Origin of the sequence: Hymenobacter coccineus (genome assembly GCF_001816125.1) — a bacterium.
In the GTDB taxonomy this organism is placed as follows: domain Bacteria; phylum Bacteroidota; class Bacteroidia; order Cytophagales; family Hymenobacteraceae; genus Hymenobacter; species Hymenobacter coccineus.
Genome location: NZ_MDZA01000043.1, coordinates 1 through 13831 on the forward strand (window position 1 = coordinate 1; position 13831 = coordinate 13831).

The following is a 13831-nucleotide window of genomic DNA, read 5'->3' on the forward strand; positions in this document are numbered from 1 at the left end:
AGCTTCCGCAATATCTGGATTCGAGAATTGCCAGCTGTAGGTCAGTAATAACTAGGTTTCGCTCACGAATTAATTAATATCCAGTTCAGGGCCCTAGTCGATTCGTGCCCCTAATGGTATTAATTAATTCGAGCCGTGGTAGTACCCGCGGCTAGGCCAGATTTTTCTTGATATAAGAAATGCTCTTGGTGATGCTGTCGAAGGGCGAGGCGGGGGTCTTATCTTGCTCCACGAAGAAATATTTCATGCCGGCCTCGTCGGCGTGGGCGAATATCTTTTTGAAATCGATGCTGCCGTTGCCCACTTCGGTGAAGGCTTTCTCCGGCGTGCGGTCCATGTCCTTCACGTGCCAGAGCGGGAAGCGGCCGGGGTGCTGCTTGAACAAGGCCAGCGGGTCCTGGCCGGCCTTGGCCATCCAGTACAGGTCCATCTCCATCTTTACCAAGTTCTTATCGGTGGTGTTCAGCAGCAGGTCGTAGGGCAGCTTGCCGTCCTGGGCCGCGAATTCGAAATCGTGGTTGTGGTAGCAGAGCTGGATGCCGGACTTTTTGCACCGCTCGCCGGCCTTGTTGAGCTGCTCGGCTATGTACTTGTAGTGCTCCAGGGGGCCGCGCTCCGAGTCGAGCAGGTACGCGCACACCATGTAATTCACGCCGGCCGCGGCCGCGTCGTCCACGGCGCGGTCCACTCGTGCAGGATGGTGCCCTTCGTGGGGGCCCCGTTCATCTGCGCTTCGCCCAGCATGTAGTGCGCGCTGGGCATGATGAGGCCGTTTTGCTTGAGCACAGCGGCGAAGGCCTTGGGCGTCATGCCGTAGAACATCTGGGTGCCCGTGTAAGTAGCGCCTTCCACTGAGTTGTAGCCGATTTTGGCCAGTTGGGCCAGGGTGCCGGCGGGGTCCTTCGCCATGGCCTCGCGCACGGTGTAGAGCTGCAAGCCGATGTAGCGCTTGTTGTAGGCAAATGCGGACGGCGCCATTAGCACCCCAGCGGAGAGCAGGGCGGCCGACGAGAGAAAGTTTCTGCGGGAAATCATGGGCGGGAAGGGGTTGGGTGGGGAAATACTTGCCGGCGGTTGAAAGCGTAAAACGTGCGGCAAGATAGGGCCTTGTGCAAGTTTGGTACCTAAAAAGCGTAACACTTGGCCGCAAGCGCCGAGAAATAGTGCCGGCGGTAGGCCCCTGCGGTTCGCTTGCCTGTTTCCCCGCGCCAAATTGACTAGATTTGAAGTGCCTTCACGCCCTTAATTAATTACTGCGGTACCACATGAAAAAGATGATTTTTGCGGCCCTCGGGGCCACGCTGCTGCTGGGTGGGGCGGGCCCCAAGGAGCCCCGGGGCTGGACGCCGCTGCTCGATAAGAAGCTGAGCCAGTGGCAGACGTACCAAAGCTACCGCTACCAGCTGGGCTACGCCGGCAAGGTGCCCACCGATGCCCAGGGCCGCGTGGTGCCGCCCATCGGCTACGATAAAAACGAGGCCAACGTCTTCTCCGTGGCGATGCAGGACGGCGAACCCGTGCTGCGCATTAGCGGGGAGATTTACGGCTGCGTATTTACCCGGCAGGATTTTGCGAATTACGACCTGAAGCTGAAGGTGAAATGGGGCACCAAAAAGTGGCCGCCCCGCCTCGACGAACCCCTGGACAGCGGCGTGCTCTACAACAGCCAGGGCCCCAGCGGCGTGGATTACTGGCACAGCTGGATGCTGAGCCAGGAATTTCAAGTGTCGGAATACCAGAAGGGTAATGCCATGGGCGACTACTGGTGCATCGCCAATTCGGCGAGCGACATCACGGCGGCCCGCAGCGCCACCCGCGACACGCTACGGTTTAATCCCGCCGCCGCGCCGGTGGCCATGGGCAACGGGGGGGGCAATTTCTGCTACGCCGCGGCCAACTACGAAGTGCCCAACGGCCAGTGGAACGAGCTGGAATTGATTAGCGTGAACGGCCAAAGCGTGCACATTGTGAACGGCCACGTGGTGATGGCCGTGCGCAACTCGTCGGCCATCGTCAATGGCCAGCGCCAGCCGCTCACGCACGGCAAAATTCAGCTGCAAAGCGAAGCCGCCGAAGTGTTTTACAAGGGCATCCAAATCAAGCCCCTCGACGCCATGCCCGCCCAGTACGCCCGCTACTTCAGCAGCAAATGAGGACTGGGGGCCCCGCGCCGGGCTAGCATTTGGTAATGGTTAAAAACGGATTGGCCCGGTGACTTTCTCTGTCGTCGGGTCAATCGTTTTTAACCAGTACCTAAAATTTGTCGTCGTTCACTTCCAGCCAGAAATTGTCGGGGTCTTGCAAATAAACTTGCTTGATGCCGTCGGGGCGGACCGTGGTGAGCTTCTCTTCGCCCTTCCAGGCGCCGTAGCGCACCTTGGTTTGGTTGAGGTGCGCCATAAAGGCCGGCAAGTCCTTCACGCGGAATGCCATGTGGGTGTTGATGTCGTGGTCTTCGACCCGCGCCGCCCCCTGGATGATGTGCAGCTGGCTGTGGGGCCCCGTGCGGAACCACACGTGCTTGCCGTCTTTGAACGGCTCCGGGATTTCCTGCAAGTTCATCACGTCGCGGTAAAACGCCGTGCTTTTGCCTAAGTCGTACACGTACAGGGCCGTGTGGTTCACGGCCACGGGCACTTCCTGGGCCCGGGCCGGGGCGGCGCTCAAGCCAAGCGCGCCGAGCGCCAGCAGGCCGCTAAATAATACCTTGCGGCTAGTGGTTAAAAAACGCATTGCTGTTGAGTTGGACAGGTGGGTTTCATTGGTAAACTATTGGTTTTCAGAACCGGTGGTGTTGCTGATGAACGCCAGGCGCTTGCTGTCGGGCGACCACGAGGGCGTGTTCATGGTGCCCTGGCCGCCGTACAGGTAGGCAATTACTTTGGGCTCGCCGCCGGCCACGGGCAGCAGGCGCAGGTACACGTGCTTGTAGAACGGGTGGTCGCCGGGGCCCACTTCGTCCTTTAAAAACGACACGAAGGCCAGCCACTTGCCGTCCGGCGACACGTGCGGAAACCAGTCCTGGTACTCGCCGTGGGTGATGGCTTCTTGCTGGCTGCCGTCGGCCTTCATGCGCCACAGCTGCATGGTGCCGGTGCGGTTGGAATTGAAGTAAATGTAGCGCCCGTCGGGCGTGTACTCGGGGCCATCGTCGAGGCCCGCGGTGGCGGTGAGGTTCACTTCCTTGCCGCCGCGGGCGGGAATGCGGTAAATGTCAAAATCGTCGTGGCGCTGCCCGGTGAAGAGCAAGTACCGGCCGTCGGGCGACCAGCTGTGCAGGTAGGAGGGGCCCCGGGGCGTCACTTGCCGGGGCGTGCCCCCGGTGGCGGCCACGGTGTAGGCAATCGAGCCGCCCAGCTTTTCCACGCCGCTGCTTAGGCCCAGCATTTTGCCATCGAAGGACAGCACGTGGTCGTTGTTGTTGTTGGTAACGTCGCCGGTGGGCAGCGGCGCGGGCTGCCGGGTGGCGAGGTCGAAGTTGTACATGCGCCCCTCGCTGTTGTAAATCAGGCTCTTACCGTCGGGCCGCCAGTTGGGGGCCTGGAGCGACTTGGGCGACGTGTAAATAACCTCCCGGTTGCCGGTGGCCACGTCTAGCAGTTCGAGGCGGCTGCCCAGGTATTCCTTGTATTGCACCAAGCCATCGTGAGCCGGCACCGCGATGCGCACGTCGCGGAAAACGCCCGTTTCGGTCACGTCCGCGTTGTGCGACCCCACGAACAGGCCCACGTACACGTCGTCGCCCAGGTCCACGTCGGCCACCTGCTGGGTTTCAAACGGCTGCCCAAACGCCGCGGCGCGCAGCGTGTAGGTGGTGCCCTTGCGTTCGAGCTGGAGGATGTTGGCGTGGGTGACTTTGGCGCGGGTCTCCTCGGTGGGGGCCCCGCCGTGCGGCGGTACTGCAAGGCGGTGAGCCCGTCGCCGTGCGCGACGGCGTTCACCTGGGGCGAGTTGCCGTCGAGGTTTTTGCGCACCATCCAGCCCACTTTGCGGTGCGGGTCCACGCCGTTTTGGCCCACAAATTCGGCCCGGGCGTAGAGAATAAAATCGCCCTTGATTTTCTTGTAGACGTAGTGCAGCTCGTCGTGGTCGAACCAAATGTTGTAGCCCGCCCCGGAGATGATGTACTGCTGCGTGGCGGGCAAGTAGGTAGCCATGCCGGGCCGCACGTTGGCACCAATATCTTGGCTGCCCTCGAATATGCCCAACGGCTGAGCCCGCGCTGCCCCGCCCAGTAGTAACAAAAGCAAGGCAAAAATGGCCTTTTGCGTAAGATTTTTCATGAACAAAGGATGGAGAGGACCATGTGGAAGAAAATCGATTGCGTAATAATACAAGCTGCGCGCAACGCTGGGGCCCCAAGCCACGGCAATGGCGGCAATGCGGCCTGAAAAGCTACTATTTCAATTTCACTGGCGTAATGATAGAGCAAGCTAATAACGGCGCAGTTCGCCGGTTTTTTGCTGATTGGTTGGGTTAACGCCCACTGGTCTCGCGCCCTGTACCGCACGGCGCTAAGTGCTTAAAAACGCTCATTTATTGATACAAAATGGACGGGTACCGCCGTCGCGGACGAGTGAATGGCAGGAAATTTATAATTTGCTGGGCTTCCCACCGCCAAACGTCCCTGCCATGAACCGGCGCACCGCCCTCCGAAACTTTGCCCTCGTGGCCGGCGCCACCGTGCTGCTGCCCGCCTGCTCGCACCCCCCAGCCGAACTGCCAGCCTCCGTGCCGCTGCGGCACCTGGCCATAAACGCCCGCCAGGAAAAGACCTTCGCCGAGGTCTGCGAAACCATTCTCCCCAAAACCGACACGCCCGGCGCCAAGGACTTGGGCGTGCCCCAGTACGTGCTGAAAATGCTGGACGACTGCTTCGGTAAAGACGAGCAGCGGGCGTTTCAGGCCGGCCTGGGCCAGCTCGACGAGGCGGCCCAGCAGCGCCATGCGCAGCCGTTTTTGGGGTGTAGCCCCGCCCAGCGGCTGGCCCTGCTGCAAGGCATCGAGCAGGAAAAGGGCTTTTCGGCCGATTTGGTGAGCTTCTACAGAACGGCCAAGCGGCTGACGATTTCGGGCTACACCGGCAGTAAGTATTTCCTGACCCAACAGATTCTGTACGAGCTCGTGCCGAGCCGCTACAACGGTTATTTCCCCATCAAAGACATCAACCTGTCCCAGTCCCACCATGGCCAATCTTAACATCGACAGCGTGAAGGCGCAGACCTACGACGCCATCGTTATCGGCTCGGGCATGGCGGGCGGCTGGGCAGCCAAAGAGCTGACCGGCAAGGGCTTGAAGACGCTGGTGCTGGAGCGCGGCCGCGACGTGCAGCACCTGAAGGACTACCCCACCACTAACCTCATGCCTTGGGAATTCCCGCACGGCGGGGCGGTGCCCTTCGCCGTAAAGGAAGCTAACCCGGTCATCAGCCGGTGTTACGCCTTCCGCGAAGACGCCATGCACTTCTTCGTGAAGGACACCGAGCACCCCTACGTGCAGGAAAAGCCGTTCGACTGGATCCGGGGCTACCAAGTGGGCGGCAAGTCGCTGATGTGGGCCCGGCAAACCCAGCGCTGGAGCGACTTTGATTTTGAGGGCCCCGCGCGCGACGGATTTGCCGTGGACTGGCCCATTCGCTACAAAGACGTGGCCCCGTGGTACAGCTACGTGGAGAAGTTTGCCGGCATCAGCGGGCACGCCGACGGCCTGGCCGAGCTGCCCGACGGGGAGTTTCTGCCGGCTTATCCGCTGAACGCGGTGGAGAACTATTTCCGCCAGCAGGTCAAGGAGAAGTACCCCAGCCGCCACGTCATCAGCGCCCGCTGCGCGCACCTGTCCAAGCCCAACCCGGTGCACTACGAGCAGGGCCGGGTGCAGTGCCAAAACCGGGTGCTGTGCCAGCGCGGCTGCCCGTTCGGCGGCTACTTCAGCAGCAACTCCAGCACGCTGCCGTGGGCCCAGAAGTCGGGCCTGCTCACGCTCAAGCCCAACCAGGTGGTGCAGGCCATTTTATACGACGAGCAGAAGCAGCGCGCCACCGGCGTCCGGGTGGTGGATACCCACACCAAGGCCACGACTGAGTACTACGCCCGCATCGTATTCGTGAACGCCGGGGCCCTGAACACCAATTTGTTGCTGCTGAACTCGACCTCGCACCGCTTCCCGCAGGGCCTGGGCAACGACAACGGGCTGATGGGCAAATTTGTGGCCTTCCACAACTACAGCGCCCACGTGACGGCGGAGTACGACGGCGCCAAAGACCTGACCACCGACGGCCGCAACCCGGCGGGCGGCGGCTACATCCCGCGCTTCCGCAACGTGTTCAAGCAGGAAACCAACTTCCTACGCGGCTACGCCGCCGGCCTGGGGGCCCACCGCGGCCTCGACCACACGGAGCACGCCATTGGCAACGGGTTCAAGGACAGTATTCTGCACCCGAAGTTTGGGCCCTGGACAGTGGGCTCGCACATGATGGGCGAAACCATCCCGAAGGAAACCAACCACGTGCGCCTCGACGCCACCCGCAAGGACGAGTGGGGCATGCCGCTGCTGAACATTTCGGTGGCCTACGACGACAACGACGCCAAAATGAAGCAGGACTATTTCGAGCAGCTCAGCGAAATGTTCACCCAGGCGGGCTTCACCAACATCAAAACTGAGGATTCGGGCCAGGCCCCGGGCCTCGACATCCATGAGATGGGCGGCGTGCGCATGGGCCGCGACCCTAAAACGTCGCTCCTCAACGAGTGGAACCAGCTGCACGCCTGCCCCAACGTGTTTGTGACCGACGGCGCCTGCATGACGTCAACCTCCACCCAAAACCCCTCGCTCACCTACATGGCCCTTACCGCCCGCGCCGTGGACTACGCGGTGAAGGCCGCGGCCCGCGGCGGCGTGGTGTAGGGCCCCGGCGGGCCAGCCGCTTGATTAATGTGAGGAACAGAATAATAAATTGTATATATTTATTATTCTGTTCCTCACTTTTCGTTTGATAGCATGGCCGCCGATACTTACCTCGCCCCGCCACTGCCCACCGCCGCCCTCCGTGGCCCCGTGGCCCAGGCCGACCGCCTCCAGAATCTCGACATGCTGCGCGGCGTGGCCCTACTGGGGATTTTGATGATGAACATCCCGTATTTCGCGCTGCCCGAGCGCTCCACCGACGGGTTTCGGCACGACCTGCACAGCGCCAATTTTTGGACATATGCCGTCATCGAGGTGCTGTTCGAGGGCAAGATGCGGGCCCTGTTTTCGATGATTTTTGGGGCTGGCATCGTGCTGTTTGTCCTGCGCAAGGAGCGGGCCGGGCTGCCCGTGGCGGGGCTGTTTTACCGACGCATGGGCTGGCTGGTGCTGTTCGGGCTCCTCCACGCGCACCTGCTACTGTGGGAAGGCGACATTCTCTATTTCTACGGCATCGGCGGCATGCTGGCCTTTTTGTTCCGCAAGCTGCCGGCGAAGTACCTGGCGCTGGGCGTGCCGCTGGTAGCGGTGCTGGGCTTTGCGGCCAGCACGCTGTTCTTCCAGCACGTGCGCACCGTGCGGTTTGGCTACGTGGCCGCGCAGGCGGCGCAGCGCCGGCACCAACCCCTCATGGCCACCCAAAAGGAGCAAGTGGCCGAGTGGCAGACGATGGAAAAAGACCACCTGCCCGACCCAGCCCAGGTGGCCGAGCACACGCGCCAGATGAAATCGAACTACGCCGGTGTGGCAGAGCGCATCCGCCGCCCCACCTGGGATTCGCAAACGAAATACCTGTTTTTTACCATTCCGGACGCGCTGGCGCTGATGCTGCTCGGCATTGCCCTGTTCAAATGGGGCTTTTTTACCGGGCAGTGGTCGCGGGCGCAGTACCTGAAAACGGCTATCTGGGGCTACGCCGTGGGCCTGCCGCTGGTGCTGCTCAGCTTTTACCTATACTACCAGCGCGGCACGGGGGCGGCCGCCCAAATTGCCTACATCGAAACGCACGCCGTCGCTTGGGCAGGCCTCATTTACCCGGTGCAGCGCATTGCGCTGGTGCTGGCCCACAGCAGCGTGCTGCTACTGCTGCACCAAGCCGGGGTGTGGCAGGGCCTGACGCGCCGGCTGGCCGCCGTGGGCCAGATGGCCTTCACCAACTACATCATGCAGACGGTGTTCTGCACGCTCATTTTCTTCGGCTACGGCCTGAATTATTACGCCGACTTGCAATACTACCAGCTCTATTTCGTGGTGGCCGGCATCTGGGCGGTGCAACTCATTATCAGCCCCATCTGGCTGAAATACTTCCTCTTCGGTCCGCTTGAGTGGCTGTGGCGCAGCCTCACGTACTGGCAAGTGCAGCCCATGCGGCGCTTCCAGGGCGCGATTAGCCCAGCCGTACCCGTAGCCGGGGCCCTGGCGGCCGAGCCGGCTATGTAGCCTTCTCCGTTGCCACCGCTTTCTCCAGCACCACCAGCGCCAGCGGCTGGCGGGGCCGGCCAAAGCGCGTGGTATCGGGGAACGGCTCGGTGGCGCCGGTGCGCACGTAGCCGCGGCGCTCGTACCAAGCCAGTAGCTCCGTGCGGGCTGCTACGACGGTGATTTTCAGGTGGGTGCAGCCTTGCTGCCGGGCCTGCGCTTCGGCGGCGTCGAGCAGGCGGCGGCCCAGGCCGTGCGCCTGCGCCGCGGGGGCCACAGCCAGCGTGCCCAGGTAGAGGCGGGGGCCCTGCGCCTGCAGGTACACGCCGCCCACCAGCTGGCCGCCGGGCCCCACGGCCAGCAGAAACCCGCCGCCCGGGGCCCCCAGCAGCTCGTGCAACGCGGCCTCGTCGATGCGGGGGCCGTCGAGCAGGTGCGCTTCGGTGGTCCAGGATTGGCGGGAGGCCTCGCCGCGGTAGGCGGCGTTGACGAGGGCGGCCAGCGCGGGCACGTCGGCGGCGGTGGCGGGGCGAAGGGTGGGGGCGGGCAGCACGGCGCAAAAGTAACCGGCCAGCGCAACCCCCGGGGGCCCCGGGGCCGTTTAGCCCGCAGCTATTCTCCCGTTTTATGAGCCCCGACGACGCCCACGCCATTCCCCCCGAAGCCTTCCGCCGCCAGGACGAAACCCCCGACGCGCAGTTTTACCAGGCCCCGCGCTTCGTCACGCACATCGACGACGGGGCCATTGCCGCCGTTACGCAGCTCTACCGCGAGTACTTTTCGGCCGGTGGGGCCCTGCTCGATCTGATGAGCAGCTGGGTGAGCCACCTGCCCGCCGACGTGCCCTACCGCCGCGTGGCGGGCCTGGGCATGAACGCCGCCGAACTGCGCGCCAACCCCCGCCTGACTGAGCGCGCGGTGCAGGACCTCAACCAGACGCCTACGCTTGAATACGCTGATAACGAGTTTGATGGGGCCGCTATCTGCGTATCCATCGACTACCTTACCCAGCCCGTGGCGGTGCTGCGCGAGCTGGCCCGCGTGCTGCGGCCCGGGGCCCCGCTGGTCGTCACCTTCTCCAACCGCTGCTTCCCCAGCAAGGCCATTGCCGCCTGGCACGCCCTCGACGACCGCGGCCACCTGGCCCTGGTGCGGCGCTTCCTGCTGGCCGCCGGCGCTGGGACAATATTGAGCTGCTTGACCGCAGCCCCCGCGTCGGCGACCCGCTGCTGGCGGTGGTGGCGCGGGCGGCGGGGCCCCGGCGGCGTAGCGCGGCAGGCCGTGTGGGGAGCCCCGCGCGCGGTCGGTGCCGAGAAATAATGCGGGAATTACCGGCGCAAACTATCCTCATCGAGACCGATAGGTAGGGTAAAAAACGGGCGTGTACCTTGCGCCAACAACGATTCAGCCCACCCCCATGCTCCTCAATTCATTCACGTTGCGCCGCCCGGCCTTGCTGCTGGCGGTGCCCGCGCTGCTCGCCGCCTGCCAAAGCCAGCCCACCGAACAGAAATCCGCCGCTGCCACCGATGCCGCTGCGCCCGGGGCCCCCGGCGCCAAGGCCGACTCGACCGGCAAGAAATACCTGGCCCAGCCGCTCGTGCGCGACATCTACACCGCCGACCCATCGGCGCACGTCTTCAACGGCAAGATTTATATTTACCCCTCGCACGACATCGAGGCGGGCATTCCGGAGAACGACAACGGCGACCACTTCGCCATGCGCGACTACCGCATCCTGTCGCTCGACAGCATCGGCGGCAAGGTGACCGATAACGGCGTGGCGCTGGACACCAAGGACATTCCGTGGGCCGGCCGCCAGTTGTGGGCCCCCGATGCGGCCTTCAAAAACGGCACTTACTACCTGTATTTCCCGGTGAAGGACAAGCAGGACGTGTTCCGCATCGGCGTGGCTACCAGCCCGTCGCCCACCGGCCCGTTCAAGGCCGAGGCCACGCCCATCGTCGGCAGCTTCAGCATCGACCCGGCCGTGTTTGCCGACACTGATGGCAAGGCCTACATGTACTTTGGGGGCCTCTGGGGCGGGCAGCTCCAGCGCTGGGCCACGGGCAAGTACAACGCCGCCGCGCCCGACAAAAAGCCCGATGGCAACGAGCCCGCCGTGGGGGCCCGGGTGGCCGCGCTCAGCGCCGACATGAAGCACTTCGCCGGCCCAGTGAAGGAAATCACCATCCTCGATTCGCTCGGCAAGCCCCTGCTGGCCAGCGACGCCAAGCACCGCTTCTTCGAGGGCGGCTGGCTGCACAAGTACCAGGGCAAGTACTACTTCTCGTACTCAACCGGCGACACACACCTGCTGGTGTACGCCGTGGGCACCTCGCCCTACGGCCCCTTCACCTACAAAGGTGTGATTATGAAGCCGGTGGAAGGCTGGACGACGCACCACTCCATCATTGAGTTCAAAGGCAAGTGGTACATCTTCTACCACGACACCCAGCTCAGCGGCAAAACCTGGCTGCGTAACGTGAAAGTGACCGAGCTGAAGCGTAACTCCGACGGCAGCATCGCCACCATCACCCCGTAACGGGCTGTATTAAAGAAGCTTATTGCTGACCAAAAAACGGTCATGCTGAACGAAGTGAAGCATCTTTCACGCGTAAGTAGTTAGTTACTGGCGCGATAGAGATGCTTCACTTCGTTCAGCATGACGTTTTTTGGTGACGGTCTAAACCGAGGTGGTCCGGCGACTTTTTCAGTCATCGGGCCACTCTTGCTAAAAAAAACTGGGGCCCCGGTTTGTAGTAAGAGTGGCCCGACGACTGAAAAAGTCGCCGGACCACCCCGTTCTACCCCACTGCCCAGTTACGGCTCGCGCAAGCCGGCGTGGCTAGTTTGCACCAGGGCCCCTAAATCGAGCAAATCCTTCTTCGCCGCCTGCCAGCCGTCGGCTGAAATAGCGCGGGTGGCGTCTTCCAGCACCACGGCTTCGAAGCCTTCGGCCAGCGCGTCTTTGGCGGTGAAGTACACGCAGTAGTCAGCGGCCAGGCCGGCCACGTACACCCGCGTGACGCGGCGGCCGCGCAGGTAGGCTCCCAGGCCGGTGGCCTTTAGGTGGCCGTTGTCGAAGAAGGCGCTGTACGAATCAATGTTGGGGTTGGTGCCTTTGCGGAAGATGGCCTCCACGCGGTCCGTGTTCAGGGCGGCGTGCAGGTTGGCGCCGGGCGAGCCCTGCACGCAGTGGTCGGGCCACAGCATCTGGGGCCGGCCTTGCCACTCGATTTCGGTGAAGGCTGCGTGGCCCGGGTGGGTTGTGGCGAAGCTGCGGTGCCCGGCCGGGTGCCAGTCCTGCGACGCCACCACGAGGTCAAATTTCGGCTGCAATTCGTTGAGCTGCGCGATGATGGCGTCGCCCTTGGGTACGGCCAGCGCGCCGCCGGGCACGAAATCGTTTTGCACGTCAATCAGCAGCAGGGCGTTCATGGGCAGGGGAGGGGCGAAAGGTTTGGGGCCCGAAAAGTAGGGCCCCGGCGCCAAAACCCGGCCGCGGGCCCCGTTGTTGGGGCCCCAACAACGGGCGGAGCATCCGCTTAATTCTTTCCTTATGAACCTCTCCAACAACACCGTCCTGATTACCGGCGGCGCCTCGGGCATTGGCCTGGCGCTAGCCGCCCGCTTCCTGCACGCCGGCAGCACCGTCATCGTCTGCGGCCGGCGGGTCGACAAGCTGGCTGAAGCCCAGCGGCAGCACCCCGGCCTGCACACCCGCGTGGCCGACGTGGCCGACGCCGCCGACCGCGAAGCCCTGGTGGCCTGGGCCACCGCCGAATTTCCGGCGTTGAACGTGCTGGTGAACAACGCTGGTATCCAGAACCGCCTGTCCCTCACCGACGCCACCGTGGCCTGGGAAACCCGCCGCCAGGAAATCGCCACCAACTTCGACGCGCCCATTCACCTGGCCACGCTGCTCGTGCCGCACCTGCGCCAGCAACCCGGCGCGGCGGTTATCAACGTCACCTCGGGCCTGGCCTTCGCGCCCATGGCGATGATGCCGGTGTACTGCGCCACCAAGGCGGCGCTGCATTCGCTCACCCTCACGCTGCGCCACGAGCTGGCGGCCGTGGGCGTGCAGGTGCTAGAAATCGTGCCGCCGGCCGTGAATACCGACCTTGGGGGCCCCGGCCTGCACACGTTCGGCGAACCGCTCGATGCCTTTGCCGACGCCGTGATGGCCCGCCTCGCCGCCGGCGAGCAGGAGGTTGGGTACGGCTCTTCGGAGCAGTCGCGCTTAGCCTCACGCGCCGAGCTAGACGTCGTTTTTCAACGCATGAACAACCGCTAAACCTGGGGCCCCAGCGTCAATAAAAAGGCCACCTGGATTATTCCAGGTGGCCTTTTTGCAGTAAAAGCGTGGGAAAGCTGCTTATGCTTTCTTGGCCACTTTGGCGTTAGCGAACTTCGTTTTCAGATACGCCAGGGCGAGCTTGTGGGCGTCGGCCGCATCGTCTTGCTTGTACTTGGGGTTCGAGGGGTTGGCGAAAGCGTGGTCGGCGTCGTAGCTCTTGATGGTCACCTTCTTGCCGGCGGCGGCCATGTCCTTCTGGAACTGGGCTACCACCTCGGGGTTGATCCACTTGTCTTGCGCGGCGAAGATGCTCAATACGTCGGTGTTCAGCGACTTGAGGCGGGCGACGTTCTTCTCGGGCATGCCGTAGTACATCACGCAGCCCACCGTTTGCTTGCCGCCCAGCAGGGCTTCCTGCAAGCTCCAGCCGCCGCCGAAGCACCAGCCGATGGAGGCAAACGCCGCCTTGGGGCCCGCGTAGGCCTCGGCGCCCTGGAGGATGGCGGTGGCGCGCTCGGTTTTCACGGCGGCCATGTACTGGCCGGCTTCGGCCTGGGTGGTGGCCACCTTGCCGTCGTACAAGTCCACGGCGATAACGTTGACGCCGGGCAGCTCCTGAGCGTACTGGGCGGCTTCCTTCTTGATGTAATCGTTTAGGCCCCAGTACTCGTGGATCACGAACAGGTACTTGTTGCTAGGCGTGGCGCTTTTGATTTCGAAGCCGTGGCCGTCGGTACCGTCCGAGGTTTTGAACGCAATGGTTTCGCCCGCACCCTGGTAGGTGTAGGGCAGGGGCGTGTCGTGGCTATTCACGAATTCCTCGCTGGAGGCCAGCATGGCGAAGGTTTCGGTGGCGGCCACGGGCTTGGCGCAGCAGCTGGCCATGGGGGCCATCGGGGCGAGCTTCTGGGCTTTTTGGGCCAGGGCCGGGGTGGCCAGCAGGGCCAGGGCGGCCCCAGCGGCGAGGAAAAACTGTTTCATCAGTGTTGGATTGGAGTGAGAATTACTTGGAGTGGGCCATTAAGCTGGACAGAACGGCAATTGTTTGTGATGGGTGCGGCATTTGGCCGGGCTGCCGGCTTTTCGCCGGCTGCCCGGTAATCGTTGGGGCCCCCGGGCCAGCCAAGCAATTCAACGATTACCGG

Annotated in this window: 15 protein-coding genes; 7 read left to right on the forward strand and 8 right to left on the reverse strand. The window is 63.2% G+C overall.

Going from position 1 to position 13831, the window contains the following annotated elements; translation table 11 throughout:
- Positions 1-151 precede the first annotated feature (151 nt).
- Both BEN49_RS29180 and BEN49_RS29185 read right to left on the reverse strand, forming a co-directional pair.
- Positions 152-688, reverse strand: a complete 537-nt coding sequence (locus tag BEN49_RS29180) for a sugar phosphate isomerase/epimerase family protein (protein ID WP_239691798.1) — start codon at positions 686-688, stop codon at positions 152-154.
- Positions 649-1035: a hypothetical protein gene (locus tag BEN49_RS29185; RefSeq protein WP_239691799.1), complete on the reverse strand. Its 387-nt coding sequence runs from the start codon at positions 1033-1035 to the stop codon at positions 649-651. Before BEN49_RS29185 ends, BEN49_RS29180 begins: the two co-directional genes overlap by 40 nt.
- Before the next feature lie 230 nt (positions 1036-1265).
- Between BEN49_RS29185 and BEN49_RS03455 the strand changes: the two genes are divergently transcribed.
- Entirely contained in the window at positions 1266-2153 is an 888-nt protein-coding gene (locus BEN49_RS03455) for a 3-keto-disaccharide hydrolase (RefSeq protein ID WP_070740797.1), read from the forward strand.
- 100 nt (positions 2154-2253) lie between these two features.
- On the opposite strand, the gene BEN49_RS03460 is transcribed toward BEN49_RS03455, so the two are convergent.
- The 3 genes from BEN49_RS03460 to BEN49_RS29190 are packed head-to-tail and all read right to left on the reverse strand — an operon-like array spanning position 2254 to position 4283.
- Positions 2254-2733 (reverse strand): VOC family protein, encoded by a 480-nt coding sequence (locus tag BEN49_RS03460; RefSeq protein ID WP_083325727.1) that lies wholly within the window; start codon positions 2731-2733, stop codon positions 2254-2256.
- A 36-nt stretch (positions 2734-2769) separates the two neighbouring features.
- The gene (locus BEN49_RS03465) at positions 2770-3762 is read right to left on the reverse strand and encodes a TolB family protein (RefSeq protein WP_239691800.1); all 993 of its coding nucleotides are present in this window, start codon (positions 3760-3762) and stop codon (positions 2770-2772) included.
- Positions 3693-4283 (reverse strand): hypothetical protein, encoded by a 591-nt coding sequence (locus BEN49_RS29190; protein ID WP_239691801.1) that lies wholly within the window; start codon positions 4281-4283, stop codon positions 3693-3695. The genes BEN49_RS03465 and BEN49_RS29190 overlap by 70 nt, the downstream gene beginning before the upstream one ends.
- A 349-nt stretch (positions 4284-4632) precedes the next feature.
- Here BEN49_RS29190 and BEN49_RS03470 point away from each other — a divergent pair, with 349 nt between their 5' ends.
- The 3 genes from BEN49_RS03470 (at position 4633) to BEN49_RS03480 (ending at position 8404) form a co-directional block, all read left to right on the forward strand.
- Entirely contained in the window at positions 4633-5199 is a 567-nt protein-coding gene (locus tag BEN49_RS03470) for a gluconate 2-dehydrogenase subunit 3 family protein (protein WP_070740800.1), read from the forward strand.
- Positions 5186-6904, forward strand: a complete 1719-nt coding sequence (locus BEN49_RS03475; protein ID WP_070740803.1) for a GMC oxidoreductase — start codon at positions 5186-5188, stop codon at positions 6902-6904. Before BEN49_RS03470 ends, BEN49_RS03475 begins: the two co-directional genes overlap by 14 nt.
- Before the next feature lie 93 nt (positions 6905-6997).
- Positions 6998-8404 (forward strand): DUF418 domain-containing protein, encoded by a 1407-nt coding sequence (locus BEN49_RS03480; RefSeq protein ID WP_070740806.1) that lies wholly within the window; start codon positions 6998-7000, stop codon positions 8402-8404.
- Here BEN49_RS03480 and BEN49_RS03485 read toward each other — a convergent pair.
- On the reverse strand, positions 8397-8936 hold the full coding sequence (locus BEN49_RS03485; protein WP_317040385.1) for a GNAT family N-acetyltransferase: 540 nt from the start codon (positions 8934-8936) through the stop codon (positions 8397-8399). The genes BEN49_RS03480 and BEN49_RS03485 overlap by 8 nt on opposite strands.
- Before the next feature lie 74 nt (positions 8937-9010).
- Between BEN49_RS03485 and BEN49_RS03490 the strand changes: the two genes are divergently transcribed.
- Both BEN49_RS03490 and BEN49_RS03495 read left to right on the forward strand, forming a co-directional pair.
- A complete protein-coding gene (locus tag BEN49_RS03490; protein ID WP_070740809.1) occupies positions 9011-9703 on the forward strand; it encodes a class I SAM-dependent methyltransferase in 693 nt (230 codons plus the stop codon).
- 97 nt (positions 9704-9800) lie between these two features.
- Positions 9801-10928 (forward strand): glycoside hydrolase family 43 protein, encoded by a 1128-nt coding sequence (locus tag BEN49_RS03495; RefSeq protein ID WP_070740812.1) that lies wholly within the window; start codon positions 9801-9803, stop codon positions 10926-10928.
- A 278-nt stretch (positions 10929-11206) separates the two neighbouring features.
- On the opposite strand, the gene pncA is transcribed toward BEN49_RS03495, so the two are convergent.
- Positions 11207-11824, reverse strand: a complete 618-nt coding sequence (gene pncA, locus BEN49_RS03500; RefSeq protein WP_070740815.1) for a bifunctional nicotinamidase/pyrazinamidase — start codon at positions 11822-11824, stop codon at positions 11207-11209.
- A gap of 121 nt (positions 11825-11945) precedes the next feature.
- Between pncA and BEN49_RS03505 the strand changes: the two genes are divergently transcribed.
- Complete coding sequence (locus tag BEN49_RS03505) at positions 11946-12683, forward strand: SDR family oxidoreductase (protein ID WP_070740818.1); 738 nt, start codon at positions 11946-11948, stop codon at positions 12681-12683.
- Positions 12684-12764: 81 nt separating this feature from the next.
- On the opposite strand, the gene BEN49_RS03510 is transcribed toward BEN49_RS03505, so the two are convergent.
- On the reverse strand, positions 12765-13667 hold the full coding sequence (locus BEN49_RS03510; RefSeq protein ID WP_083325728.1) for a dienelactone hydrolase family protein: 903 nt from the start codon (positions 13665-13667) through the stop codon (positions 12765-12767).
- Positions 13668-13831 lie beyond the last annotated feature (164 nt).

Coding starts and splice junctions, on each gene's coding strand:
- BEN49_RS29185 (WP_239691799.1), bottom strand. CDS start 1,035: ATGATTTCCCGCAGAAACTTTCTCTCGTCGGCCGCCCTGCTCTCCGCT.
- BEN49_RS03455 (WP_070740797.1), top strand. CDS start 1,266: ATGAAAAAGATGATTTTTGCGGCCCTCGGGGCCACGCTGCTGCTGGGT.
- BEN49_RS03460 (WP_083325727.1), bottom strand. CDS start 2,733: ATGCGTTTTTTAACCACTAGCCGCAAGGTATTATTTAGCGGCCTGCTG.
- BEN49_RS29190 (WP_239691801.1), bottom strand. CDS start 4,283: ATGAAAAATCTTACGCAAAAGGCCATTTTTGCCTTGCTTTTGTTACTA.
- BEN49_RS03470 (WP_070740800.1), top strand. CDS start 4,633: ATGAACCGGCGCACCGCCCTCCGAAACTTTGCCCTCGTGGCCGGCGCC.
- BEN49_RS03475 (WP_070740803.1), top strand. CDS start 5,186: ATGGCCAATCTTAACATCGACAGCGTGAAGGCGCAGACCTACGACGCC.
- BEN49_RS03480 (WP_070740806.1), top strand. CDS start 6,998: ATGGCCGCCGATACTTACCTCGCCCCGCCACTGCCCACCGCCGCCCTC.
- BEN49_RS03490 (WP_070740809.1), top strand. CDS start 9,011: ATGAGCCCCGACGACGCCCACGCCATTCCCCCCGAAGCCTTCCGCCGC.
- BEN49_RS03495 (WP_070740812.1), top strand. CDS start 9,801: ATGCTCCTCAATTCATTCACGTTGCGCCGCCCGGCCTTGCTGCTGGCG.
- pncA (WP_070740815.1), bottom strand. CDS start 11,824: ATGAACGCCCTGCTGCTGATTGACGTGCAAAACGATTTCGTGCCCGGC.
- BEN49_RS03505 (WP_070740818.1), top strand. CDS start 11,946: ATGAACCTCTCCAACAACACCGTCCTGATTACCGGCGGCGCCTCGGGC.
- BEN49_RS03510 (WP_083325728.1), bottom strand. CDS start 13,667: ATGAAACAGTTTTTCCTCGCCGCTGGGGCCGCCCTGGCCCTGCTGGCC.